Raw genomic sequence first — 20,827 nt, 5'->3', positions numbered from 1 at the left:
TCACCTTGTCGTTTGAGTTTTCCATTCGCGATCGCCGCTAGCCATGAACGGCGCCAGCGACTTCTTGTTGTCCGCGAGCCTCGCGAAGCACCAAGCGTATTCGCCATCGATCAGCCGGCGCCTCTCGCTCAGATGCACACGAAACTGCTCGGGCACGAACGCCAGCGCACGCACGCAGTCTTCGGCGATCACGCCGTTGTGCTCGCTGCGACGCAACGCGATCACCATCGTTTCCGTCAGCTGCTCGACCTCGCCGACGGCCGAGCGACCCTTGATGCTGAAAACGCCGATCGTCGGCATCTGAACCTGCAGGCGAATCGGCCTCATGCCGCCACCTCCGCGCGCCATTCGTTATCGCCGCTGGCGAGGAATGGGCGCAGCGCGGCATCGTTGAGAGCCACCAGCGCATCGAGCCATGCCAGGTCAGCCGACACCCACTGCCACGGCTTCACGAAGATGCGATAGCCGCTCGGCACGCGCGCGAGCACCTGCACGATGTACTCATTGCCCAGCGGGTCTTTCTTGCGGCAGCGCCTGAACCCGAACACCACCATCAGGATTTGCTGTTTGACGCGCTCGCTGATAAACCGACCATTCGACCAGCGCTTGTTGATCGCCGCCGGTATCGGCACGTTCACTTCGATCTTTACTGGCTGCACTCAGCCTCCTCCGTAATGCCCATCTTTCGTGCGCGCCTCGGAACCCAGCGTGCGAGCGCGCCGTCGAACACCGCGCACTTCTGTTCCCATGGCGCGCCCGACCTATCGAGCCACTCGTGGCAGGCCGCGCAACCCGGCACCGTGAATTTGTGGTCCGCCTTTCGCGCGCCAGCCTTGCCGTGGATCGCCTGGTTGCTGTGACAATCCACTACCGTGGGGTCTGCCCAATCCGTCCACGGGCACTTCACGTTCAAAAAACACGGCTCGTTACGGCACGCCGCCAGATACTTCGATCCTTCCGCCACTGTCGGCTTCTTCACCCGGCGTTTCATCGTCGAGCGCTGCTTCAGCGTTGCCGCCGACGGTGAGGATTTCCAGGAGCCGCGCGACATCGGCGTCTTGCGCGGGCCGAATCCGGATCGCTTCAATCCGCCTCCCGCACCGAATCAGCGATCGTGAAATGGCGCGGGTTCTTGTCCGCGTGCTTGTCGAGGATCGCGCCCGCCGCCGCGTTGAGCGCCGCGTAGAAGTCTTTCGAGCTGGGCGCGCGGTCGTCGGTCATCATGCTCTGGATCATCGCGTCGCGAAGGACGACCAGGGACGTGATCGCTTTCGTGATGTGCGACATGCCGGAATCCGGATCGATGTCCTCGCCCTCCCACCACGAGAACAGATGCCGGATCGTTGCGTCGTAGTAGACCGACGCACGCACGCCCACGGCGCGATAGTTGTGGCGCCCGTATTTCGCCGCGCCTTCGAGCATCGCGACGCCCACTTCAGCCATGACGGCAGCCGAAACAGTCGACATCGGAGCCTTGCGCACGCCAACCAGATCTTTCGGGTTCGATGGCTTTGCGGTCATACCGCCTCCAGCTGCTCAATGACTGCTGCTTGCGAGATCACCGGCAGTTCGCCCGCAAGGCCGACCAGGTAAGTCGCGGTGAAAACACGCAGGCCGAGCGATCGAGCGATATGGCATTCGAGCGATGCGCCGCGCGATTGCTCCCAGCCCTGCAGCAGCGCAACGCCGTCGCAGTCGACCAGTTGCTTGATGTCCGCCCGCATGCAGTCGAGCCATTCGGCGCCCTTGTCCGGATTAAGCTCAGCCGGGTTGACGATCTCGAAGCCAAGTTCGCGAAGGCGACGGGCCTCAGTGTGGAACGCCGGGAAGTTGAGTTCGGCGTAGCCCGTCATCGGGCCTGCGATATAGAGCTTCATGCAGCAACACCCCCATTTCCGAACAACGCCACCACCATCGGATCACGCCGCACGAGACGCCCGTCTCGCCGCGCTGCGCGCACCCGCGCCCTGGCGCGCTGCCGGTCCAGCTCTTCGGGCCGCTCGCGTTCGAGCTTTCGCTTGTAGCGCGCCCTCTGTTCTGCCTCAGTCATTCGTGGCGGCCGCGGCGCATCCTCGCCAGCACCCCACGCCCAAAGCGCAGTCACGTTCCGCGTTCCGATGGCGCGCAGATATTTCGCGATGTGCACTTCCGTGCGCTTCGCCTTGATGAACCGGCGCACCGTGCCGTTCGAACACCGCGCCAATGCGGCCAGCTCGTCGAGCGACGCCGGGCGCACTCGCAGCGCCGCCTCGATGCGCGGCCAGATCGTTTCCGCAGTACGCTTGCCGGGCATCTTGCGGCGGCGATCGGGCAGCCCGAGGCGAATGCCGTGCATCACGATCGCGTTTTCGCTGCGGCTGGGAAACAAGTGGGTGACCGTCTTCAGCGGCGCGGACCTCTTCCAGACCTTGCGCAGCAATGCGTTCTCCGCCGGCGTCCACTCCGGTGCGCGCGCGCGGCGCGGCTTCTCGATCTCGTCCATCAAATTTCCTTGATAGTGATGTCGTGCACGGCCAGCATCTGCTTGCGCTTCTGGACGTACGCCGGGTTCTTGCGCGTCGCGGGCGATTTCACGTCCTCGACGACCTGCTTGCCGCTCGCGACATCGATATAGACGAAGTCGGCCACGTAGAACGACGCGCGCTCCCACGTGCTGTCGTCGCGCTGCTTGCGCGGCGTCAGCTCGAAGCGCACCTGCAAACGTAGGTCGCGGATCTCGCCGCGCGCCTGCATCTGGATCAGCTCGAACCAGCGCGAGCGCTCCTTCAGGCTGTCGAACTTGATGCCGTCGTGCTCGCATTTCGTGTTGCGGTATTTCGGCGCCTTCTTCGGCTTCGCCATGCCCAGCGATGGGAGTGCCTCGCGGCGATACGCGGGCGTGCGCGCGCCAGGCTCGCTCGCGCCGTCTGCAATGTCGTCGAAGCCGTGCGCGGGCCGCGTGCCGAACTTCTCGGCCAGCTTCTTCTGTGCGTACGGCATCGGTGCGTCGTCGCGCACGCGCGCGGTGCCTACCGTCTTCGTGCCCGCTGGCACGACCATCGGCCATGATGTGGTGCGCTTCGTCATTGCCGCTTTGCCTCCCAGCTCGGCGGATTCACCGTGCATGCCTGGCGGCCGGGCACGAATACGTATTCGGGTTTGAGCGCGCAGTTGCGATAGCCGAGCCGATACATCTTTTCGTGGCCGGGCTTCTTCGTTGCGTGGTCACAGTCGCGGCAGGTGTTCATGCAGCCCCCAATCGAGGGGCTGGCGTTGGTCGGTTCGCCGCCAGTTGCGCGCTCATGCGCACGAAACCGAGCGCCGGCTTGTCCTGCCCGGCCAGCATCACGCGCTGCGCGACGTCCGGGTTTCCGATCAGCACGGGTGGCACGCTCTTCTGCCCCGTCCGGTTGTTCTGCGCCTCGGCAATCCCGATCAGCACCGGCAGGTACTCGGGCGTCTCGCTGCGCATCCGATAGCCGCGATAGCGATTTACGAACTCGTTGCGCAGGAACGGCCATTCCTTCTCGTCCTTGCCGCCCACCAGGACCCAGCCACCCATTTCCACGATAACGCGGTGAATCAGCGGATCATCGAACACGACGCTGTTGTACGTTCCGCACGAGCGCACGGCGTTGTCGACCTTCGCCCACGCCACGAGGCCCGCGTCCTGCGTCGAGCCGTCGAGCATCTTCACGATGTCGGCCGGGAACGGCATGAACTGGCCAGAATCGGGATTGACGCTGTGGCGGCCGATCGCTTCGCTGACTGCCGCGAAGTCGTATGGCCTGAGCGCGTTCCACCAGACGTCCGCTGAGAAGTCGGAGAAGTCGCGGCGGTAGAACGCGTGAACATTGGCAACGAGCGCGACGAAGGCGCCGTGATCGCTTGGGCTCATTGCACGGCCCCCTGTTGAGCCTGGAATCGCGCGGCGGCGCGCTCTGCCACTGCGCGGTTGTTCGCCTCGAGCGCTTCCTGCTTGTTCGGCGCGCCGCTAGCACGCGACGCCGCAGGCGCGCCCGTTGCTGCTTTTGCAGCAACCCACTTCGCCTTGAAGCCAGCCCAGTCCTGCTCGACCGCGAACTTCACGGCGGCTGCCGGCGTCATGCCGCACGCTTCGGCCTCAGCTTTCACTCCATCCCATGCCGTCGGCGTCAGCGGAAGGCGCTTGGCCTTGCGCAGCGCGAGCCAGTCGCGAGCGTGAGCGCGGACGACGCCTTCAGCGACAAGATCCTTGGCGGTCAGCGGCTTGCCTTCGACATCAGAGTTATCCACAGAGGACTGCGAAGCCGAAGCACCGCGCTCGCGCGTGTGCGTTTCTTTGTTCTCCTCTTCTCTACTCTTATCTTCTCTACTCTTATCTAGGTCAGTTACATCACCGTTATGTAACGCGTTACTGTCACCGTTACCCGGTTCGTTATGGCCTTCTTCAGCGGAACCGCCCTTCTTGTTGCGATGGCGGCGCTGACGTTCCGCGTTCGTAGGATCGGTGTCGCTGCGCATCTGACGCTTCGCCCACGCCGACGGCTGCCAGCTCTCATCGATCAGCCCGGCGGCCACGAGACGCTTTTTCACGTCGCGCACGATCGCGAAGTCGATCCAGATGCGCTGCGCAACGATGCGGTCGAGCAGCTCGGGCGCGCATTGCTGGTCGATCACGCCGGCTGCCTTGAGCGCCAATACGGCGATGAAGTGGCGCTGGTCCTCGAACGCGAGCGAAATCATCTTCGGGTCGTTGAGGAAGTCGGTGTACATGCGGAACCACGGCAGAACCTTCGTGTTCATCGTCGCCTCAATCAGTTCGCCGCCGGCAAGCCGAGCGTTTCGTTTTGCTGCCCCGTCGCCGCGCACTTCTGCATGCCATGCACGACCAGCTTCGCGTCGTCGATCAGCTCGCGCACGCGACCACAGACGCTGCCGAGACGCATGTTCGTGCGATCGGCAATCTCTTGGCGCGTGAGCGTCAGGTGCGGCGTGTAGAACAGGTCGAGGATCATTTGCTTCTGCGTGCGGCGCGCGCCGCCTTCGAGCGCGTCGTAGGCCGCGCGCTGGGTGTGCGTGGTTCTCATCGCTTGCCCTCCACCATGCCTTCGATGCGGCTATGCAGGCCGAACAGCGTTCGGATGTGCTCCCAGATGCGATCCTTCACACGCGTGACCTCGTGGCTTTCGACGACGCCGTCTTCGAACGTGCGATTCACTTCCTTGCCGATCTCGCCGTTCGTTTCCCAGGTCTTCGCCATCAGCTCCAGCACAGCCGAATCGCTGCAATGCTCGGCAGCAGGCATCCTCACCAGCGCGAGGCCCCGCTCCTGCGCCCATGCTTCAAGGATCGCCTCGTCGCCCGTCACATCGGTGATGCGCACCGCCTCCTGGAGCGTCAGCTTGTGCGTATCCGTGTTCGGATTGACCTTGCTGCGAAGCACCGCCGCCGACATGCCGATCCGCGGCGCCAACGATTCACAGCCACCAGGGTAGTTGTGCGCAACAGCGTGCGCGGTATCGAGGATGTTCAATTGAGGCTCCAAACAAACGTGTTTTGTCCCTGTTAGTACTACTAAAGTCATTTAAAACAAGAAGCAAACAGGGAAAAGAAAATGAAATCGTTGCTGCCGGTTATCGCCGGAACGGCATCGGGCCGAAGCGCGGGGAATCGCTTCGCCTCTCGTTCGCCCGCTCCGCTCGGTGGAGCTGGGCGAACTCTCTTATCGTTTCAAGCCACCGCAGCAAGCGCATCGTTTGCCTCGGTCACGCGCTGCCTGGCGCGAATTTCCGCAAGCTGTTCGTCCCGAAACACGCCGGGGTTTTCCTTGGCGATGGTCACCATCACTGCGTCAACGCCGCCATGTTTCGGGTGATCGCGCAGCATCTGTTGGTGTTGCGGAAGGTGCATATATGCTCCGTGGTTATTAGGGTGAGGTTCCTGGCTTTCGCCGGTAGACTTGGTAGCTCTCACACAACCCCGTCTACAAAGGAACCTCATGGCATTAACTTTCGAACAGGACGTCAGCGCGACACTGGCTGCGCATCAAGTCGCTTTGGCTACCGCACTTTCGATCGCAGCAAAGCAACACCCAAATCCGGTTCAAGAAATCGAATCTCGCTTGCCAGCGCTGCTCAATGCGGGAAAAGAGACCTACAGCAATCAGGAGGAACTGGAGCGCTTCAGTCGGGAGGTTCGCGCGATCTTGATGCGAGCCACCATGCACCTCACAGACGACCGCCAGGCGGAGTAACCGACACCAGAGTGTCAATTCGTGCACCAAGTGCGCTCTTCCACAGCACGTTGGCCACGACGGCTCGGTTGGGAAGAGCAACGCCGCCCTGCTTCGATTCTTCGCGCAGGGCGCACTGCACCGCCGGGCGGATCAGGAACAGCACTAGTCGCGCATACAGGTTCTTCATTTCAGGCTGCCTCCGGGTGTGTCGCCGATTGGATGACGAGTTCGGGCCAGATGTCCTGCCAGTCATCAGGACGCAGGGTTTGTCGCGAAACACCAACTGCGCGCTCTATCTCGCTGCACCGCTCCGGACGCAGCGGACGCGTCGACTTGAGCCATTTCGAGATCAGTGGCTGAGGCCTGCCCAAAAGACGGGCAAGCGCCGATTGCGATCCAGCTTTGCGGATCGCGTCTTTGATGCCCGGCACTGAGCAGTTCGGATGTTCCATACGGCAATTCTATAACCAAAGTTATCGCAACTCAATAACCTTGGTTATTTGCCGAGTAAAAACCATGGTTATAGGATGCGCGGCATGGACAATCCAGAATTCGGAAGGCGCGCGAGATCCCGCAGAGAGAGCTTGAAGCTGTCTCAAAAAGCGCTTGCTGAGAGGGTGGGCGTATCGCAGCCGGCAATCGCAAAAATTGAAGCAGGCGGCAGTACGTCGACGACTGTCGGCTTCGCCTTGGCCGCCGCACTTGAAACTACGCTGGAGTGGCTTGAATTCGGGGACGAGTGGCGAAACGCGCCGAAAGGCTGGAAATCACTGGACTCAATGCGGCGCGCGCAGGTGGAGTCCTACATCGGCTGGCTTCTGTCGCAGGAATCACCCCAGTCAGGCGACGGGCGATTCCAAGCGGATTGAACTCTTTGGCATATGCTCGACGCTTTTGAGGGGTCTCAGCGAGGTATCGCGAAACGCGGTTTTGCGCCCGATCACCGGGCGCCCCGTTCCGAACTCGCGCCCGAACGCCGGCGCGCCCAGGAGCGTCACATTCCATCGATCATGCGCACCCCATCCCTCGACCAAAACAAAGCGGCCGATCAGCAGTGCGTTGCTGGAATAAATCACTTGTGCGATGTCGCCAGGCCTGCACCGCAAGCCCGACGCCCCCCCGTTTTGCTGCGTCATTCTTGGTTCGCTCATGCAAAAGCACTGTACGCTTATACAGTACCAGAGCTTTCATTCGGCTGCTAGAGTCGCACGGATTCTTTCCAAATAGTAATCATTCAAATCGCATATAAATCGGGGAAACCATGATTCCAGACATCGGCGTAATGATCGGCCTCTACATTATCACCCGAATGGTCGCTCTCATCTCCAAACCGGAGTCCAAGACGTTCAGCCGGATAATGGCCTGGATAACGATTGGCGTGACGATCATTAGCGTGATCGATCTGTTTAGCAAGGCGAGTTCGATCAGCCCAGGGCGCCTCTAATCCGGGCTACGCGACGGTTTGGGAACGACAATCGCTATAAGAGGCAAAAATGAGAGGCGAATCGGCATTCGGGGAAATCAGAAGCAGCGCGCAGCCTGAGAAGGTGTTCTTGCAGCTCGACAACGTCAAGGTCACGAGCGCGCGGTTCATGGTGCCCGGGCAGACGTTTGCCATGAGCGGCATAACATCCGTCCAGCATTGGCGAACGCCCCGAAAATGGCTGTTCGGCGCCCTGCTGATTTTTATGGGCCTCCCGATGTTACTTACCGGGGTCTCGATCTCTCGCGCTGAAGGGTCTGCGGGACCCTTAACGCTCGGGCTCATCCTCGCGGGGTTAGGTGCCTACCTCCTGTGGCGTGGGCGCCCTCAGTCACAGGTCCGGCTTCAATCAGCCTCAGGGGAAGCGAAAGCATTCACATCGCACGACGATGCCTTGGTGCGCCGCATTGTCGCCGCACTGAGCGACGCCATTGTCTATCGTGGGTAGCCTGGGATGGCCGTCAAGTCGATTGATTCTTATTTGGGTTAGTCCCACGGACGAGCGCCTTGCACGCTGAAACGCATGGGTCAACTCCGGGCAGGCATCTTGCGAGCTGTCGGGAGACGTGCCGCGCGTGCCATTGAATTCCGTCGGCGCGCCCCGATCTAATTTACATGCAAGTCATTGAAATACAAGGAAATTATATGACGTGCGCATCAAGTTTTTTGTAACATTTGATGCGGACAAAGTATCAGTTTCCTTATAATTGGCGCCATCTAATGGCATATCTAAGGCGGCAGCATTCCGCTGCGGCCACCAACCAAAGGGGTCGACTATGAAGGTTCGCTTTTTTGAAGGCTGGGACGGCTGAATGGACTGCCAGCAGATCGCGAAGACGGTCGGCTGGCTCGGGGAAACTTGGGGCTTCTGGATACAAACAGGAGCCTTTTTAATTTCTGCCCTCGCTGGCGTCGCCGTAATCTACTACAACGGGAAACAGGGTCGCACCAAGGCTCTGATTGACCTGATCATTCAACAAAAAACAGACCACAAGCTTCTGGAAGCCACTCAGATGGTATTCCGGCTGCATCGAAACAATATTCAGTTCAGCCGATACGTCCCCTCGAACCTCACCGCCGATGAAGAAATCGCAACGCGAGAAGCTATCATCATGGTCCTCAATAATCACGAGTTTATTGCGCTCGGGATTCGACAGGGTGCATTTGACGAGAAGATCTACAAGCGTATGCAGTGCTCAAACGTCCTGAAAGTTTGGGATGCTGCCCGTGGCTTCGTTCATGAGGTCCGCCGCATGGAAAAGAAGGACACCTTTTTCCAAGAGATCGAGCAACTCGCCGAGCGCTGGAAAAAGTCGCCAGTAACGCCTGACAAATGACCCAAGATCCCCGCCACCGAGCGGGGATTTTTATATCGGCACTCGCCGGAACACCTCGGGGTAAAGCGCTCGCACTAGACGGGCCCCAGCATCCACCAGCACCGCCATCTCGCGGTCGCTTAGCATCCGCTCCAACTCGGCCAACACGTCGGCATATCGCTCAATCGGCTTCCACGTGTCATTGGTTGGCTCGGCGTCGACCAGCCTCTCTAACACATCTTCCCGCGTCATAGCTGCCCCCTCCATAGCACGCGCACGTTCGTTATAGATCGCGGAATGGGCGATTGATAGGCATTCCTCGACTGTTACAAATTTTCCGAGTCAACGATAACTATAGTTATTGACATAAATATAACTATGGTTATAAGCTTCATCTCACGCACTACAGAACACCCCGAAGCACTGAGCGGGAGCGCTTCAAGTCGGCGCGGCGACTCTAAATAGCCCGTAGCGTGACGTCTCCCACGCATGGACCTCGCAGACAGTGAGAGAAGCGCTCCCGCTCAGTGCTGCGATACATAACGGAGCTTGAGATATGAGCCACGCAGCAACACAAGGCGCAGCGGCATTCGCTCCCCGCGCCACGCCAGCCAGAACGGATGCGCCGCGCCCGCTGACCGACGCTGAACTCGCGCGCTACGCACGCTGGACCGCAAAACGCCCGCTGCTCTCGTTCGTCGCGCTCGCCGCGCTGCCGTTCATCGGCGAAGGCATCTGCCGTCTGCTGGGTGCGTGGTAATGCAAACGCTCAAGCTCGCCGGCCGCCTCAGCATCGCAGGCTTCGTCGTTATCGCCCTGCTCGCTTTCCAAGCTCAGATGCACGAGCGCGAAGCAGCATTCGAAGCCCGCTGCAGCACGCGCCACTGCACCTGATCCTGTACATCCTCACCGTATGGATACCGCTCCATACGATTAGTAATCCTTCCTAATTCGAGGTGATCGAAATGGGCTCGCAACAAAAGATCGAGAAGACCAAGGAAGCGCTCGAAATCGAACGCGCGGAGATCGAAACGCTGCGCGGTGCGATCGAGCAGCTTTGCTGGCGCCCCCCTCAACGCGTGCTAGCCGGTAGTTATCAAACGGCTGTGGCGTGGAAAGAGCTTGCGATTGGCGCGCTGCGCCTCGCAAAGTCCAAAGCGCCCACCCTCGCAAAACTCCGTAACGCGCGTGACGCAATGGTCCGCGCGCAAACCGAATAACGAATCGCTCCGGCGGCTCCCCGAGCTGCGGCTTTAAGGGTGCAGTCCCGGCCCTTCTTTTTGAGGATTCCAAATGAAGATCACGACCGACCTGCTCCGTGAGTGGAGCGCATGCACCGATGGCTACGGCTGGTTCATCCGCCGTTTCCCGCAAGGCGCTGACTATGGCGTTGTTCAGCAAGCCCTGCGCGACGACAACCGCTTCGACGATTCGAACTGGCTGACCGAGCAGACTTTCGGGCACCTGCTTGTCGAGCCAGCTATCGTGAGCGACATCACCGCCGATGCGAAGGCTGTGAGCGACAAGCTCATCGCCGACACGACGGCGCTCAAGGTTGAAGCCGAGAACGTTGCGAGCACCACCGAAAATGATAATGGCAACTCCGCCCAGATCGGCAGCTCGGGCTACTCCGCCCAGATCGGCAGCTCGGGCGACTACGCCCGGATCGGCAGCTCGGGCAACTCCGCCCAGATCGGCAGCTCGGGCTACTCCGCCCAGATCGGCAGCTCGGGCGACTACGCCCGGATCGGCAGCTCGGGCGACTCCGCCCGGATCGGCAGCTCGGGCTACTCCGCCCAGATCGGCAGCTCGGGCGACTACGCCCGGATCGGCAGCTCGGGCTACTCCGCCCAGATCGGCAGCTCGGGCTACTCCGCCCAGATCGGCAGCTCGGGCTACTCCGCCCAGATCGGCAGCTCGGGCGACTACGCCCGGATCGGCAGCTCGGGCGACTCCGCCCGGATCGGCAGCTCGGGCTACTCCGCCCAGATCGGCAGCTCGGGCGACTACGCCCGGATCGGCAGCTCGGGCTACTCCGCCCAGATCGTGGTGACCGGCGAAAACGCCGTAATTGCTGTTGCTGGCCTCGATGCCCAATTCAAGGCTGGTGCCAATGCTTCAGTCTCCATTGCATATCGTGATGCTCATGACCGCGTGCGCTTTGCTGTCGGATATGTCGGCGAGAACATCAAGGCGGATACCTGGTATCGCGTCACCAAGGCCGGCGTATTCGAGGAAGTCGAGACCGGCGAATTGGCTGAGGCGGCATAACCACCATGCCGATGCGCACTCTCCCGGCATTACTCGCAGTCGCGGCGACCGTGACTGCAGCGTGCCTCTCCGTCCAGTCAGGCCTGCAGCGTGGCGGCTTCTTTGCCGAGCGCGCTCTGTGGGTCGCCGTCGGCGTCGTGCTCGTCGTGGCCGCTCACCTGCTGCCTGCCCTCGTGCGGTCGCATGGCTGGCGAGTGCGTACGGTCGGCGCCCTGCTCTGGATCGGTTGCATCGCTGCTACCTGCTACGGTCACGCCGTCTTTTTTCTGACTGCTGCCCGTCACGCTGGTGAGCTGCGCGCCGCCGCGGTGCCAGTAGTCACGGCAAAGGGACGTGGCCTGGCCGAGATCGCACGTGACCGTGCTGACGCAGTAACGCGATTGGCCCGCACCAATGCGCGTCGCTGCGTCGCCCCATGTCCGAACCTGACTGCCGAGCGTACCGCCGCTGCAGCCCGCGTCGATGCCCTCGACGTCGAGCGCGACGAAGCGCGCCGCGCCGAGGCCGCGCAGGACCGCACCGCCGCTGCGCGCGCCGCCGCCCTCGCCGACCCGGTAACGGGCGCCATGACTTCCTTCGGCCTGCCCGCCGCGCGCGCCGACCTGATCGCCGGGCTGGCCTTCGCCGGCGTGCTTGAGGCTGTCGCCTGCTTCGCGTGGCTGCTCGCGCTGCGCCCGGTGGCCGTGACTGCCTCTGTGACTGAATCGCCGGTAACGCCCGCCCAGCAAGGGAGTAACGCAGTAACGGTAACGCCAGTCACGCCCGAAAGTATCGCCGCGCCGGTAGTCGTGACTGGCGCGCCGGTCGCCGCCGAGCCGTTCATGACCGCGCCCGCAGAAATCCTGAGCCTGCCAGTCGTCGAGCAGCGTGACGACGTGACCCGAGTCAGGGCCGCGATCAATGCCGGGCAGGTACGCCCGACTGTGACTGGTATCCGAACGTTCCTGGGCTGCTCGCAGTCACGCGCCGCAGCAGTCCGCAGGCAACTGAACGTGACTGCGGAGAGCGTATGAGCCGCCTAGTTAAAGTCGTTGCTACTCAAGCTGATGCGACCGCCATTGCCGCCGACGGGAGCAGCCCCGAGTTTCGCCGCAGCCACTTCGTAAATGCGTTCCTGGTTCCGATCAAATGCAGCGAGCAAGCCGTCAAGCCGACCGTTCTCGTCGCCGAAGTGGTTCTCCAGCGCTTCATGCGAAATCCAGTACTGCTGCGCGGCGCCATCGATCGTCAGCGAGAAGCGAACTCCGTCGTCAGCAGCGTGCCGTGCGGTTCCAGGTGTCGGGATGTAGGCCAATTCAAGTCTCCGGTTCAGTTTCGAGGAAATCCTAACGTGAGGCAGCAATGAGCAAATTTCTAGCCGTCGCTATCGATCTCAGTCGCCGCCGCGGCAAACCCGAAGTCAAAAGCTTCCTGCTCCGAGTCGGAAATAAAGCGGCCCTCTACTTTGCGACGGACGCCTCCGTGCGTGATGTAAATGTGAACCGGCCACTTGTCGGACATGGCGTCGTAGCCAGTGGCGACCTCTATTGTTCGCCCCTTGTACTCGTCGGTTTGTGCGTTGCGATGCCCATGCTCGATCTGAATTCGCGCCATGTCGCCCCCCCAGGTTGATAGGAGCTTGAACAGTACTACAGCCACGGCAAGAAAAGCGAAAACAGGTATCACCCACCACTAAAGCAGAGACGCATATGAGCCAAGACCTTACCGCTCGCGCCTTCGAGATCGCCGATCAAAGCATGGTCGAGTTGCTGAATTGCCATGCGGTGCGGCATGACGCGCTGACACCGATTTTCGGATTATCGGACGAGAACGGCATCGAGGTGGAAGCCATCGACGAAGCCGATCAGGGTATCCGTGACGCGTTCGAATGGCTTCATCTGCGCGGCCTTGCAGATCTCATCGAGGACGCAGCAGGTACTTGCATCGTCCTGAAAGGGCATGCGCTCGACTATATCGGCTGCTGACCACTACTCACGAGGATTGAACCATGGATGCAAAAGCACCGAGCGACAAGCTCATGACGAAGTTGCGCGAGCTCGCGGATAAGCCGGATGGCTGGGGCGATATTCGGATGATCGAACCGGCTGACGCGCGCGCGATCCTCGCCGCACTCCCTTCCGATGCAGCGCAAGCGCCTGATACGATCGCGCCCGCTGGTGCCGTGAATCTTGCCTGCTATCTCGTTGATCATTGCGACGGCGAGACGATCACCGAAGAGTCGCTCCAGCGTTGGATCGGCGCGATGGTCAAGTTGCCACGCTATAACCCGACTGTCGAAAGCGAACTGGCGTCGATGACGCGCATGTTCCACGCTGCGTGCGCAGACCTGGGCGCTATCAACGAAGCGCTGGGCCTCGACCCAGACGACGGCGGCGCAGAGCCGATCATCGGTGCGATCGAAGAATTGAAAGCGCAGATCGCCGCTCCCGTCGCCCCTGCTGTGGCAGCGCCGTTTGAATGGCCACGGCACCCACGGTTCCCGTCGCCGACCATCCGGGACGCCAACGGAAGCGGGTATTTCACCGAGCACCAGATGCAGGGCTATGCGAACGAGTACGGAGAACTCGTGCGCGCCGCCGTTCGCGTGTGCGCAATCAGCGACGTCGAGTGCTCGCGCGGTTGTGGCACTGGCACGTGCAAGAAGGAATCTGCTCACGACCATATTGCGCATGACCGTAAATTGGTTGCGCAGCCCGACGAGCGCGCAGCCGACGTAGGTACGTGGCTCTGGTCACAACTGATGGTCTACTGCGCTGAGCGCCGTATTGCTCCCGCAACGCACGGCCGTCTATTCCAGATCGTAGATGAAGCACGTCGCGCTTTCCCTATCGATGAACGCGCCACCCAGCAAGCCACTGAGGCCGACGAGCGCGCGGCGTTCGAAGATGCATTGCTGGCCCACTTCTCGGCTTGTAGCAAAGCTGAGGACGCGTCGGAGATGAGTGAGGCAACCCAACGTCTGCGCGATCTGTATGACCGCGCTTGCACTCATGGAAGCGCAGGGTCATCGTCGTTCCGTGAACTTCTTCGGCCAGTCATCGCGGCAAAGATCGCTATGGGAGAGCGCGACATTCAGCACGGCCGCTTCGAAGAAATGTTCCCCAAATTCCTGCAAGCGTTCGACGAAGCCCGCGCCACCACCCCTTCCCCCGTCGCGGGAAGCGCAGGGCAAGCGCCTTGGGTCAGCGTGAAAGACCGCTTACCGACCCAGGCGGGCACGGTGCTCGCGTATTACCGGCCGCAAACGAGTTCGGAGTGGCGATCCGGCGCAGTGTTCGCCAACGACGAAGGATTCTCGCTGCTGTATCCCGGCGCGAGCTCGATCCAAGTAAGTCACTGGATGCCGATGCCTCCCGCTCCCGGCTGTGCTCCCACCGCACCCAGCTTGACGACTGATGCAGGCGCGGTGCTGACGGAAGCGCAGCGCACGACGATCAACGAAGCGGCGAACATCATCGCCATATTCACCGGGCACGACAGCTACGCCAATCTGAAGCAGAAGTTCGGCGACGACCCTTGGACTGATGTCAACAAGATTGCGGCCGACCTCCGCGCCCTGCTCGCCGCCCATCCCACCGAGCAGCGCATGAGCGACGCCGCGCGCGATGTGCTCGCCGAGCGGGTGCGGCAGGTCAGCGGTGAAGGTTGGGATGCGGCGCACGATGACGGGCATCAGCCTGGCACTCTCGCGGCGGCAGCAAGTGCTTATGCGCTTGCCGTGGCTGATGACATTTATCCGTACCCACAGAAGAGCGGTCGCTTCCATTCGACGCCACCCGACATGTGGCCGTTTTCTAATAAATGGTGGAAGCCGAAAGATTACCGAACTGCGCTCGTCAAATCCGGCGCACTGATCCTCGCAGAGATCGAGCGCATTGACCGCGCCGCCCGCAAAGCTGAGATCGAGCGCAGCGGAGGTGAAGCATGCTGATCCGCGAAATCGAAGGTGCCACGCGCCGCCTCGGCGCACCCGCCAACTGGGACCACGAGAAGGCCGAGTGCAGCGTTCTGCCGATCGCTGACGTGATGACCGAAAGCGTCCCGTTCATGGTTTCCGCTTGGATGCCGACGGCCGAAGAACTCGTCGCGCTCAATGCGGGCGCGCCGGTTCATCTCTGGATTCAAGGCACGAATCACCCAGTTGTCGCACTCAGCGTCGCCGCCGCGCACGCAGCGCGGGAGCCGCACGTCGTCATCGACGGCACGCCGCTGACGGACTTCGAGTCGCTGACGCTGAGCATCGCGCTCAACGCCTTCCTGATGGGCCTCGAAATCGATCCACGTGCACTCGGCGATGGCGAGCGCGCCGTCGCTATGCGCGACGCTTACCGAAAGCACGGCGAGCGTATCGAAAAGCTTTTCGCAGACGCCGAAGGTAACCGCGCAACCATAGACGTGCACCAACAGAGCAACACGCAACACGAAGGGGGTATCGAGCAATGAAGATTCGACTGGACGAATGGCTGAAGCGCGAATTCGATCCGCCGCCCGCCATCCGCACGGCGCGCCAGTGGATCAAGGACCGCAAGATCTTTCCGGCGCCGGAGAAGGTTGGCCGCTCGTATTACGTCGACGACAAGGCCGTGTTCCGAAACGGTGTGCCGACCTCGCGACTAGTTCACAAGGTGTTCGGCTATGGCGGCTAGACCACGCATACGCCGTCGGGCCAACTGGCCCGAGAACCTGCACGAGCCGCGCCCGGGCTACTACGTCTGGCGCGACCCGCGCAGCGGCAAGTCGACTGCGTTGGGACGCATGCCGTTGGAGCAGGCCATCTTCGAGGTGGTCGAGACCAACGCGAAGCTCAAGGAACTCGAACCCTCGAAGCGCCTAGCCGATCGTATCTCGATGCACAGCGAGACCATGGCGGATCTGCTTGAGCGGATGCCTGTCGGAAAGAAGGCGAACACCGTGAAGGCGCGGAAGTACCTCGACAAAGCGATCCGCGAAGCAGTCGGCCAGATCCGCTGCGACGCGCTGACAACGAAGCACGTCGCGGAAATGCTCACGGCGATCGAGGCGCGCGGCGCGATGCGCATGGCGCTCCAGGTGCGCAGCCGCGTGCGCGCGGTTTGCCGCAAAGGGATGGCGCTCGGATGGATGGACAAGAACCCGGCCGACCCGACCGAGCGTCCAGAGGTGAAGGTGCAGCGCCAGCGCCTGTCGCTCGAAGCATTCAACGCGATTTTCGCTAAGGCACCCGAAGTGGCGCTCTGGCTCCAGAACGCCATGCTGCTCGCGCTCGTCTCCGGACAGGACCGCTCCACGATCGGGAGATGGGAGCGATCGTTCAGCACCGGTAGCGAGTCTGTGCTGACGCGCGTGAAGACTGGCGTCCGCATCGCAATCCCGAACGAACTGCGCATGGATGCCATTGGCCTGTCGCTCGCCGACGTCATCGCGCGGTGCAGGTCGACTGGCGTCGTAAGTAAGTACCTGATCCACCACATCCGCGGCAACCCGGCGGCCCCGAAGGGTAGCGCGATAAAGCTAAAAACGATCTCTCAGAAGTTTACAGATGCGCGTCGCCTAGCTGGCATACCGGACGAACGCGCGCCGACGTTCCACGAGATTCGAAGCCTGTCGAAACGACTGTATCTGGAGCAGGGCAATGTCGACACGAAGGCGCTGCTCGGCCATTTGTCCGACTCTAATGCGGAGCTCTACGCCGATCTGCGGGACTTGGAGCCCATCAAGGTCAAGGTGAATTAAACAGAGCTATTTTGAACAGTTATTGAACATGTATTAAACAGCCCAAGCCCATCAAGGGCTTGCGGGCGACGGGACATGTCGAAGTGGTAAGGGCCGGCGTCGAGCATCGGCATGTCATAGCGCTCGGGAAACGCGCGGCGCAGCAGCGCATTCACACGCGCACTCAACACCGAGGCGCATACGGGCAGGCTCACGTAGTCGTCGGCGCCGACGGAAAACGCGCGCACCACGCTGTCGTCCGAGGCGTCCTCGGACGCAAACAGCACCGGAATCTGGTTGCCGTTCAGGGCGCGCACTGTCTTCAGCAAATCCGCGCCCGAAAACCGCGTGCCCTGCCAGTCGAGCACGAGCATGTCGACCGTTGAAGCCGCCAGCGTCCTGGCCAGCACGATGCCGTCGCTGAACGGCAGGCAGGCATGGCCGCTCTGGGCGAGCACGCGTTCGATTTGTCCGCGCTGGGTGGCGTCGCGCTGAAGAATCGCGATACGCATAGGGAGTCTCTCAAATTCGGAACGCGCAATTTTGTTGAGAAATGCAAAGACCGCCCATAAGAGGAGTCTGAATTGCTACTCCTTGCGCCGCATTCCAGCGTTTGCATCAAGCTGCCGACATCGACGACAACAACTTTCGCGATGGCAGGTGCACCGTTGGCTTCCTGTAAAATCGCCGCCTGGCTAGAAGTCGTCGACGCGCGCCCCTCCTCATGGCCTACCCGGCCTCGCGCGCGTCTTGCCCCGTGCCCACCCGCGCCCGCCTTCCGACCGCCGCCGCCCGACGCGCCATCCGCGCGCTCGCCGGCGTGATGCCAATCGAACCCGATAACAACTTCACGGTACGGATATTTCGGACATGCAGGCAACGGATCTGGACGCTCGCGCGAGCGTCCCGACGCGCGCGCTCACGCGCAGCGACTACAAAACGCTCGGCCTCGCCGCTCTCGGCGGTGCGCTCGAGTTCTATGACTTCATCATCTTCGTGTTCTTCGCGCCGGCCATCGGCCAGTTGTTCTTTCCGGCGGCGATTCCCGACTGGCTGCGCCAGTTGCAGACCTTCGGCATCTTCGCGGCGGGCTACCTGGCGCGTCCGCTCGGCGGCATCGTCATGGCGCACTTCGGCGACCTGCTTGGGCGCAAGCGCATGTTCACGCTCTCCGTGCTGCTGATGGCGCTGCCCACGCTCGCGATGGGCTGCCTGCCCACCTATGCGACGATCGGCGCGCTCGCGCCCGTGCTGCTGCTCGCGCTGCGCGTGCTGCAGGGTGCGGCCGTGGGCGGCGAGGTGCCGGGCGCATGGGTCTTCGTCTCCGAACACGTGCCGCGCCGTCATACCGGCTACGCCTGCGGCACGCTGACGGCAGGCCTCACGTTCGGCATCCTGCTGGGCTCGCTGATCGCGGCGGCGGTCAATCATCACTTCGCGCCGACGGAAATCGCCTCGTACGCGTGGCGCATCCCCTTCCTGATCGGCGGCGTTTTCGGCCTGTTTTCGGTGTATTTGCGCCGCTGGCTGCACGAAACGCCGGTTTTCGCGGAAATGCAGGCGCGCAAGTCGCTCGCCGATGAAATCCCGCTCAAGGCCGTGCTGCGCGACCATGGCCGCGCCGTCATCGTGTCGATGCTGCTGACGTGGATGCTGTCGGCCGCCATCGTCGTCGTGATCCTGATGACACCGCCGCTGTTGCAGAAGCAGTTCCATCTGGACGCCACCACGTCACTGCTCGCCAACTGCGTCGCCACGGTGTTCCTGACGGTGGGCTGCGTGAGCGCGGGCGCGCTGGCCGACCGCTTCGGCGCGCGCCGCGTGCTGTCGATCGGCGGCATGGCGCTGGCGATCGCGTACTACGCGCTGTTCCGTCAAATGGCCATCGACAGTTCCCTGCTGATGCCGCTCTATGCCGTCGCCGGTCTGCTGGTCGGCACGATCGGCGCGGTGCCGTTCGTGCTGGTCAACGCCTTTCCGGCCGTGGTGCGTTTCTCCGGCATCTCGTTCTCGTACAACGTCGCGTATGCGGTGTTCGGCGGCCTGACACCGATCGTCGTGGCGCTGCTGATGAAATCGCAACCGTTCGCGCCGACTTACTACGTCGCCGCGATCTGTGTGCTGGGCGCCCTGACCACGCTGTTATTCAAGGACCCGGTGCGGGGCGATTGATCCGCCTGGCGGAACCCGCAGCGGTCTTAAGAAACGGCGCCGGATCTCGATCCGGCGCCGTTTTTCTTTCTGCGCTCCAGGGCGGCGATACCGATTCGACCTTTCACGCCAGGCCGAAACGTCCGCGCAGCCCGCGCCCTAACATAAGACGCATGAAACCCGCACACTCCACCCCGCCAGCCGCCTCCCACGTCCGCTTCACGCCCGCCCTCATGCGCATCGTGGGGACGGTCAGTGTGGGCTTCGTCGTCACCCAGCTCGACGTCACCATCGTCAATATCGCGCTCGCGCGTATCGCCACCGATTTGCACGCCAACGTCGCGCGGCTGCAATGGATCGTCGATGCCTATACGCTCGCCTTCGCGGTGCTGATGCTCTCGGGCGGCGTGCTCGGCGACCGCTACGGCGCGCGGCGCATGTATGCAGTCGGCCTCGTGGTCTTCGCACTCGCCTCGCTCGCCTGCGGGCTGGCGGCAAATCCTGCCCTGCTGATCGCCGCGCGCGCGCTGCAAGGCGCCGGGGCCGCCGCGATGCTGCCGAATTCGCTCGCGTTGCTCAACGAGGCCTGCCGCCACGAGCGCTCGCTGCGCGCCCGCGCCGTGGGCTTCTGGACGGCAGCGGGCGCGATCTCGATCGCCGCCGGGCCGGTCGCCGGGGGACTGCTGATTGCGGCTTTCGGCTGGCGCAGCATCTTTCTCGTCAATCTGCCGCTGTGCGCGGCAGGGCTAGCCGCCACGCTCGCCTGGATTCCAGCAAGGCAACCACATGCCGATGCCTCCGCAGCGGCTCCGCAACGCCCGCGCAGCCTCGACGTGCGCGGCCAGTTGCTCGCCATCGTCGCGCTCACGGCCTTCACGGGTGCGGTGATCGAATGGCGGCCGCTCGGCTTCACGCATTGGGCTGTCTGGGGCGGCCTGCTGCTGGCCGTAGCCGCGAGCATGGCGTTCGTCGCGCAGGAAGCGCGCACCGCCGATCCGATGCTGCCGCTCGCGATGCTGCGCAACCGCACTTTCAGCGCGACCGTGCTATTCGGTATCTGCGTGAACCTGACCTATTACGGCACCGTGTTTGTCCTCGCGCTGTTTCTTCAGCATGCACGGGGCCAAACGCCGTTGCAGGCGGGCCTCACGTTCATCCCGCTCACCGGCGGCTTCCTGCTCTCCAATATCGCGAGCGGGCACGTGGTCTCGCGCTTCGGCACGCGCCTGCCGATGATCGGCGGCGCGCTGGTCGCGGGGCTGGGCTATGCGCTGCTGATTCCCGTCGATGCGGGCACGCCGCTCGTCGCGTTGCTGGCAGCCTTTTTGCTGATCCCGAGCGGCATGGGACTCGCGGTGCCGGCCATGACGACGACGGTGCTGAGTGCCGTCGAACCGGCCCGCGCGGGCACGGCTTCGGCGCTGTTGAACACGGCGCGCCAGGCGGGCGGCGCGGTGGGCGTGGCGGCGTTCGGGGCGCTTACGGGCGGCGGCGCGGCCAACGAGGTCGTGAGCGGCCTGCACGGCGACGCGGCGATTTCGGCGGCCATCCTTCTGGTCGCTGCCATGCTGGCGTGGACCATGCGGGCCGATACGGCGCATCCCGCACAAGCCACGACGACTGCGCCGCACATGAAAACGTCTCGCTGAAGCAAGCCGCACGCTTTCCTCAGCCGAAAGCGCAAAAGGCTCCTTGCGGAGCCTTTTAGCCTGAACGAAC

The 20,827-nt window shown here is 62.5% G+C and carries 36 protein-coding genes; 17 read left to right on the top strand and 19 right to left on the bottom strand.

Features of this window, described 5'->3' with window-relative positions:
* The 13 genes from B0G62_RS05235 to B0G62_RS31545 all read right to left on the bottom strand — a co-directional run bounded on the left by B0G62_RS05235 (position 1) and on the right by B0G62_RS31545 (position 5,847).
* Positions 1-327 (bottom strand): hypothetical protein, encoded by a 327-nt coding sequence (locus tag B0G62_RS05235; protein ID WP_103703124.1) that lies wholly within the window; start codon positions 325-327, stop codon positions 1-3.
* The gene (locus tag B0G62_RS05230; protein ID WP_103703123.1) at positions 324-659 is read right to left on the bottom strand and encodes a hypothetical protein; all 336 of its coding nucleotides are present in this window, start codon (positions 657-659) and stop codon (positions 324-326) included. Before B0G62_RS05230 ends, B0G62_RS05235 begins: the two co-directional genes overlap by 4 nt.
* Positions 647-1,087 carry a hypothetical protein gene (locus tag B0G62_RS05225; protein WP_167401185.1) on the bottom strand — a complete coding sequence of 147 codons (441 nt, stop codon included), beginning with the start codon at positions 1,085-1,087 and terminating at the stop codon, positions 647-649. Before B0G62_RS05225 ends, B0G62_RS05230 begins: the two co-directional genes overlap by 13 nt.
* Entirely contained in the window at positions 1,084-1,521 is a 438-nt protein-coding gene (locus tag B0G62_RS05220; RefSeq protein ID WP_103703121.1) for a dATP/dGTP diphosphohydrolase domain-containing protein, read from the bottom strand. Before B0G62_RS05220 ends, B0G62_RS05225 begins: the two co-directional genes overlap by 4 nt.
* Positions 1,518-1,877 (bottom strand): DUF4406 domain-containing protein, encoded by a 360-nt coding sequence (locus B0G62_RS05215; protein WP_103703120.1) that lies wholly within the window; start codon positions 1,875-1,877, stop codon positions 1,518-1,520. Before B0G62_RS05215 ends, B0G62_RS05220 begins: the two co-directional genes overlap by 4 nt.
* Positions 1,874-2,482 (bottom strand): hypothetical protein, encoded by a 609-nt coding sequence (locus B0G62_RS05210; RefSeq protein ID WP_103703119.1) that lies wholly within the window; start codon positions 2,480-2,482, stop codon positions 1,874-1,876. The genes B0G62_RS05215 and B0G62_RS05210 overlap by 4 nt, the downstream gene beginning before the upstream one ends.
* A complete protein-coding gene (locus tag B0G62_RS05205) occupies positions 2,482-3,066 on the bottom strand; it encodes a DUF1064 domain-containing protein (protein ID WP_103703118.1) in 585 nt (194 codons plus the stop codon). The genes B0G62_RS05210 and B0G62_RS05205 overlap by 1 nt, the downstream gene beginning before the upstream one ends.
* Positions 3,063-3,227: a hypothetical protein gene (locus B0G62_RS31550; protein ID WP_167401184.1), complete on the bottom strand. Its 165-nt coding sequence runs from the start codon at positions 3,225-3,227 to the stop codon at positions 3,063-3,065. Before B0G62_RS31550 ends, B0G62_RS05205 begins: the two co-directional genes overlap by 4 nt.
* Positions 3,224-3,877: a DUF6475 domain-containing protein gene (locus B0G62_RS05200; RefSeq protein WP_103703117.1), complete on the bottom strand. Its 654-nt coding sequence runs from the start codon at positions 3,875-3,877 to the stop codon at positions 3,224-3,226. The genes B0G62_RS31550 and B0G62_RS05200 overlap by 4 nt, the downstream gene beginning before the upstream one ends.
* Positions 3,874-4,764, bottom strand: coding sequence for a hypothetical protein (locus B0G62_RS05195; protein ID WP_103703116.1), 891 nt, complete (start codon positions 4,762-4,764; stop codon positions 3,874-3,876). The genes B0G62_RS05200 and B0G62_RS05195 overlap by 4 nt, the downstream gene beginning before the upstream one ends.
* An 11-nt stretch (positions 4,765-4,775) precedes the next feature.
* Entirely contained in the window at positions 4,776-5,048 is a 273-nt protein-coding gene (locus B0G62_RS05190) for a hypothetical protein (RefSeq protein ID WP_103703115.1), read from the bottom strand.
* Entirely contained in the window at positions 5,045-5,494 is a 450-nt protein-coding gene (locus B0G62_RS05185; protein ID WP_103703114.1) for a phage regulatory CII family protein, read from the bottom strand. The genes B0G62_RS05190 and B0G62_RS05185 overlap by 4 nt, the downstream gene beginning before the upstream one ends.
* A gap of 197 nt (positions 5,495-5,691) precedes the next feature.
* A complete protein-coding gene (locus B0G62_RS31545) occupies positions 5,692-5,847 on the bottom strand; it encodes a hypothetical protein (protein ID WP_167401183.1) in 156 nt (51 codons plus the stop codon).
* A 112-nt stretch (positions 5,848-5,959) separates the two neighbouring features.
* Here B0G62_RS31545 and B0G62_RS05175 point away from each other — a divergent pair, with 112 nt between their 5' ends.
* Complete coding sequence (locus tag B0G62_RS05175; protein ID WP_103703112.1) at positions 5,960-6,214, top strand: hypothetical protein; 255 nt, start codon at positions 5,960-5,962, stop codon at positions 6,212-6,214.
* Here the strand turns inward: B0G62_RS05175 and B0G62_RS31055 are convergent.
* Complete coding sequence (locus tag B0G62_RS31055) at positions 6,189-6,383, bottom strand: hypothetical protein (RefSeq protein WP_146055202.1); 195 nt, start codon at positions 6,381-6,383, stop codon at positions 6,189-6,191. The two genes, B0G62_RS05175 and B0G62_RS31055, sit on opposite strands and share 26 nt — an antisense overlap.
* 1 nt (position 6,384) lies before the next feature.
* Positions 6,385-6,648: a transcriptional regulator gene (locus tag B0G62_RS05170; protein ID WP_103703111.1), complete on the bottom strand. Its 264-nt coding sequence runs from the start codon at positions 6,646-6,648 to the stop codon at positions 6,385-6,387.
* Between the two features lie 84 nt (positions 6,649-6,732).
* Between B0G62_RS05170 and B0G62_RS05165 the strand changes: the two genes are divergently transcribed.
* Positions 6,733-7,065 carry a helix-turn-helix transcriptional regulator gene (locus tag B0G62_RS05165; RefSeq protein ID WP_208624207.1) on the top strand — a complete coding sequence of 111 codons (333 nt, stop codon included), beginning with the start codon at positions 6,733-6,735 and terminating at the stop codon, positions 7,063-7,065.
* Here B0G62_RS05165 and B0G62_RS05160 read toward each other — a convergent pair.
* The gene (locus B0G62_RS05160; protein WP_103703109.1) at positions 7,036-7,332 is read right to left on the bottom strand and encodes a hypothetical protein; all 297 of its coding nucleotides are present in this window, start codon (positions 7,330-7,332) and stop codon (positions 7,036-7,038) included. The two genes, B0G62_RS05165 and B0G62_RS05160, sit on opposite strands and share 30 nt — an antisense overlap.
* A gap of 125 nt (positions 7,333-7,457) precedes the next feature.
* Here B0G62_RS05160 and B0G62_RS05155 point away from each other — a divergent pair, with 125 nt between their 5' ends.
* The 8 genes from B0G62_RS05155 to B0G62_RS05120 all read left to right on the top strand — a co-directional run bounded on the left by B0G62_RS05155 (position 7,458) and on the right by B0G62_RS05120 (position 12,279).
* On the top strand, positions 7,458-7,640 hold the full coding sequence (locus B0G62_RS05155) for a hypothetical protein (RefSeq protein WP_103703108.1): 183 nt from the start codon (positions 7,458-7,460) through the stop codon (positions 7,638-7,640).
* A 49-nt stretch (positions 7,641-7,689) separates the two neighbouring features.
* Entirely contained in the window at positions 7,690-8,127 is a 438-nt protein-coding gene (locus tag B0G62_RS32620) for a DUF6232 family protein (protein ID WP_103703107.1), read from the top strand.
* A 364-nt stretch (positions 8,128-8,491) separates the two neighbouring features.
* The gene (locus B0G62_RS05145) at positions 8,492-9,016 is read left to right on the top strand and encodes a DUF4760 domain-containing protein (protein WP_103703106.1); all 525 of its coding nucleotides are present in this window, start codon (positions 8,492-8,494) and stop codon (positions 9,014-9,016) included.
* 535 nt (positions 9,017-9,551) lie between these two features.
* Positions 9,552-9,755 (top strand): hypothetical protein, encoded by a 204-nt coding sequence (locus tag B0G62_RS05135; RefSeq protein ID WP_103703104.1) that lies wholly within the window; start codon positions 9,552-9,554, stop codon positions 9,753-9,755.
* Positions 9,755-9,889, top strand: a complete 135-nt coding sequence (locus tag B0G62_RS32430) for a hypothetical protein (protein ID WP_279629738.1) — start codon at positions 9,755-9,757, stop codon at positions 9,887-9,889. Before B0G62_RS05135 ends, B0G62_RS32430 begins: the two co-directional genes overlap by 1 nt.
* A 71-nt stretch (positions 9,890-9,960) precedes the next feature.
* Complete coding sequence (locus tag B0G62_RS05130; protein ID WP_103703103.1) at positions 9,961-10,215, top strand: hypothetical protein; 255 nt, start codon at positions 9,961-9,963, stop codon at positions 10,213-10,215.
* A gap of 73 nt (positions 10,216-10,288) precedes the next feature.
* Positions 10,289-11,266, top strand: a complete 978-nt coding sequence (locus B0G62_RS05125; RefSeq protein WP_103703102.1) for a YdhT family protein — start codon at positions 10,289-10,291, stop codon at positions 11,264-11,266.
* A 5-nt stretch (positions 11,267-11,271) separates the two neighbouring features.
* On the top strand, positions 11,272-12,279 hold the full coding sequence (locus B0G62_RS05120) for a hypothetical protein (protein ID WP_167401182.1): 1,008 nt from the start codon (positions 11,272-11,274) through the stop codon (positions 12,277-12,279).
* A 5-nt stretch (positions 12,280-12,284) separates the two neighbouring features.
* Here the strand turns inward: B0G62_RS05120 and B0G62_RS05115 are convergent, their stop codons facing one another.
* Together B0G62_RS05115 and B0G62_RS05110 are read right to left on the bottom strand one after the other, a co-directional pair.
* Positions 12,285-12,560, bottom strand: a complete 276-nt coding sequence (locus B0G62_RS05115) for a DUF1488 family protein (protein ID WP_167401181.1) — start codon at positions 12,558-12,560, stop codon at positions 12,285-12,287.
* Positions 12,561-12,619: 59 nt separating this feature from the next.
* A complete protein-coding gene (locus tag B0G62_RS05110) occupies positions 12,620-12,859 on the bottom strand; it encodes a hypothetical protein (protein WP_146055200.1) in 240 nt (79 codons plus the stop codon).
* Between the two features lie 95 nt (positions 12,860-12,954).
* Here B0G62_RS05110 and B0G62_RS05105 point away from each other — a divergent pair, with 95 nt between their 5' ends.
* The 5 genes from B0G62_RS05105 to B0G62_RS05085 are packed head-to-tail and all read left to right on the top strand — an operon-like array spanning position 12,955 to position 16,978.
* Positions 12,955-13,230, top strand: a complete 276-nt coding sequence (locus tag B0G62_RS05105; RefSeq protein ID WP_103703099.1) for a hypothetical protein — start codon at positions 12,955-12,957, stop codon at positions 13,228-13,230.
* Between the two features lie 23 nt (positions 13,231-13,253).
* On the top strand, positions 13,254-15,197 hold the full coding sequence (locus B0G62_RS05100; RefSeq protein WP_103703098.1) for a DUF551 domain-containing protein: 1,944 nt from the start codon (positions 13,254-13,256) through the stop codon (positions 15,195-15,197).
* Positions 15,191-15,709, top strand: a complete 519-nt coding sequence (locus B0G62_RS31870) for a hypothetical protein (protein ID WP_181315618.1) — start codon at positions 15,191-15,193, stop codon at positions 15,707-15,709. The genes B0G62_RS05100 and B0G62_RS31870 overlap by 7 nt, the downstream gene beginning before the upstream one ends.
* Complete coding sequence (locus B0G62_RS05090) at positions 15,706-15,912, top strand: excisionase (RefSeq protein WP_103703097.1); 207 nt, start codon at positions 15,706-15,708, stop codon at positions 15,910-15,912. Before B0G62_RS31870 ends, B0G62_RS05090 begins: the two co-directional genes overlap by 4 nt.
* The gene (locus B0G62_RS05085; RefSeq protein ID WP_103703096.1) at positions 15,902-16,978 is read left to right on the top strand and encodes a phage integrase central domain-containing protein; all 1,077 of its coding nucleotides are present in this window, start codon (positions 15,902-15,904) and stop codon (positions 16,976-16,978) included. The genes B0G62_RS05090 and B0G62_RS05085 overlap by 11 nt, the downstream gene beginning before the upstream one ends.
* Here B0G62_RS05085 and B0G62_RS05080 read toward each other — a convergent pair.
* On the bottom strand, positions 16,975-17,469 hold the full coding sequence (locus B0G62_RS05080) for a response regulator transcription factor (protein WP_103703095.1): 495 nt from the start codon (positions 17,467-17,469) through the stop codon (positions 16,975-16,977). The genes B0G62_RS05085 and B0G62_RS05080 overlap by 4 nt on opposite strands.
* Positions 17,470-17,827: 358 nt before the next feature.
* Between B0G62_RS05080 and B0G62_RS05075 the strand changes: the two genes are divergently transcribed.
* Complete coding sequence (locus B0G62_RS05075; RefSeq protein ID WP_103703094.1) at positions 17,828-19,129, top strand: MFS transporter; 1,302 nt, start codon at positions 17,828-17,830, stop codon at positions 19,127-19,129.
* 152 nt (positions 19,130-19,281) lie between these two features.
* Positions 19,282-20,757 carry an MFS transporter gene (locus tag B0G62_RS05070; RefSeq protein WP_103703093.1) on the top strand — a complete coding sequence of 492 codons (1,476 nt, stop codon included), beginning with the start codon at positions 19,282-19,284 and terminating at the stop codon, positions 20,755-20,757.
* Positions 20,758-20,827 lie beyond the last annotated feature (70 nt).

Source organism: Paraburkholderia eburnea (genome assembly GCF_002917095.1).
GTDB classification, from domain to species: Bacteria; Pseudomonadota; Gammaproteobacteria; order Burkholderiales; family Burkholderiaceae; genus Paraburkholderia; species Paraburkholderia eburnea.
Note: the sequence above shows the minus strand (reverse complement) of the source record. Positions and strands in the feature narration are given on the sequence as shown.

Coding starts and splice junctions, on each gene's coding strand:
- B0G62_RS05235 (WP_103703124.1), bottom strand. CDS start 327: ATGAGGCCGATTCGCCTGCAGGTTCAGATGCCGACGATCGGCGTTTTC.
- B0G62_RS05220 (WP_103703121.1), bottom strand. CDS start 1,521: ATGACCGCAAAGCCATCGAACCCGAAAGATCTGGTTGGCGTGCGCAAG.
- B0G62_RS05215 (WP_103703120.1), bottom strand. CDS start 1,877: ATGAAGCTCTATATCGCAGGCCCGATGACGGGCTACGCCGAACTCAAC.
- B0G62_RS05210 (WP_103703119.1), bottom strand. CDS start 2,482: ATGGACGAGATCGAGAAGCCGCGCCGCGCGCGCGCACCGGAGTGGACG.
- B0G62_RS05205 (WP_103703118.1), bottom strand. CDS start 3,066: ATGACGAAGCGCACCACATCATGGCCGATGGTCGTGCCAGCGGGCACG.
- B0G62_RS31550 (WP_167401184.1), bottom strand. CDS start 3,227: ATGAACACCTGCCGCGACTGTGACCACGCAACGAAGAAGCCCGGCCAC.
- B0G62_RS05200 (WP_103703117.1), bottom strand. CDS start 3,877: ATGAGCCCAAGCGATCACGGCGCCTTCGTCGCGCTCGTTGCCAATGTT.
- B0G62_RS05195 (WP_103703116.1), bottom strand. CDS start 4,764: ATGAACACGAAGGTTCTGCCGTGGTTCCGCATGTACACCGACTTCCTC.
- B0G62_RS05190 (WP_103703115.1), bottom strand. CDS start 5,048: ATGAGAACCACGCACACCCAGCGCGCGGCCTACGACGCGCTCGAAGGC.
- B0G62_RS31545 (WP_167401183.1), bottom strand. CDS start 5,847: ATGCTGCGCGATCACCCGAAACATGGCGGCGTTGACGCAGTGATGGTG.
- B0G62_RS05175 (WP_103703112.1), top strand. CDS start 5,960: ATGGCATTAACTTTCGAACAGGACGTCAGCGCGACACTGGCTGCGCAT.
- B0G62_RS31055 (WP_146055202.1), bottom strand. CDS start 6,383: ATGAAGAACCTGTATGCGCGACTAGTGCTGTTCCTGATCCGCCCGGCG.
- B0G62_RS05170 (WP_103703111.1), bottom strand. CDS start 6,648: ATGGAACATCCGAACTGCTCAGTGCCGGGCATCAAAGACGCGATCCGC.
- B0G62_RS05165 (WP_208624207.1), top strand. CDS start 6,733: ATGGACAATCCAGAATTCGGAAGGCGCGCGAGATCCCGCAGAGAGAGC.
- B0G62_RS05160 (WP_103703109.1), bottom strand. CDS start 7,332: ATGACGCAGCAAAACGGGGGGGCGTCGGGCTTGCGGTGCAGGCCTGGC.
- B0G62_RS05155 (WP_103703108.1), top strand. CDS start 7,458: ATGATTCCAGACATCGGCGTAATGATCGGCCTCTACATTATCACCCGA.
- B0G62_RS32620 (WP_103703107.1), top strand. CDS start 7,690: ATGAGAGGCGAATCGGCATTCGGGGAAATCAGAAGCAGCGCGCAGCCT.
- B0G62_RS05145 (WP_103703106.1), top strand. CDS start 8,492: ATGGACTGCCAGCAGATCGCGAAGACGGTCGGCTGGCTCGGGGAAACT.
- B0G62_RS05135 (WP_103703104.1), top strand. CDS start 9,552: ATGAGCCACGCAGCAACACAAGGCGCAGCGGCATTCGCTCCCCGCGCC.
- B0G62_RS32430 (WP_279629738.1), top strand. CDS start 9,755: ATGCAAACGCTCAAGCTCGCCGGCCGCCTCAGCATCGCAGGCTTCGTC.
- B0G62_RS05130 (WP_103703103.1), top strand. CDS start 9,961: ATGGGCTCGCAACAAAAGATCGAGAAGACCAAGGAAGCGCTCGAAATC.
- B0G62_RS05125 (WP_103703102.1), top strand. CDS start 10,289: ATGAAGATCACGACCGACCTGCTCCGTGAGTGGAGCGCATGCACCGAT.
- B0G62_RS05120 (WP_167401182.1), top strand. CDS start 11,272: ATGCCGATGCGCACTCTCCCGGCATTACTCGCAGTCGCGGCGACCGTG.
- B0G62_RS05110 (WP_146055200.1), bottom strand. CDS start 12,859: ATGGCGCGAATTCAGATCGAGCATGGGCATCGCAACGCACAAACCGAC.
- B0G62_RS05105 (WP_103703099.1), top strand. CDS start 12,955: ATGAGCCAAGACCTTACCGCTCGCGCCTTCGAGATCGCCGATCAAAGC.
- B0G62_RS05100 (WP_103703098.1), top strand. CDS start 13,254: ATGGATGCAAAAGCACCGAGCGACAAGCTCATGACGAAGTTGCGCGAG.
- B0G62_RS31870 (WP_181315618.1), top strand. CDS start 15,191: ATGCTGATCCGCGAAATCGAAGGTGCCACGCGCCGCCTCGGCGCACCC.
- B0G62_RS05090 (WP_103703097.1), top strand. CDS start 15,706: ATGAAGATTCGACTGGACGAATGGCTGAAGCGCGAATTCGATCCGCCG.
- B0G62_RS05085 (WP_103703096.1), top strand. CDS start 15,902: ATGGCGGCTAGACCACGCATACGCCGTCGGGCCAACTGGCCCGAGAAC.
- B0G62_RS05080 (WP_103703095.1), bottom strand. CDS start 17,469: ATGCGTATCGCGATTCTTCAGCGCGACGCCACCCAGCGCGGACAAATC.
- B0G62_RS05075 (WP_103703094.1), top strand. CDS start 17,828: ATGCAGGCAACGGATCTGGACGCTCGCGCGAGCGTCCCGACGCGCGCG.
- B0G62_RS05070 (WP_103703093.1), top strand. CDS start 19,282: ATGAAACCCGCACACTCCACCCCGCCAGCCGCCTCCCACGTCCGCTTC.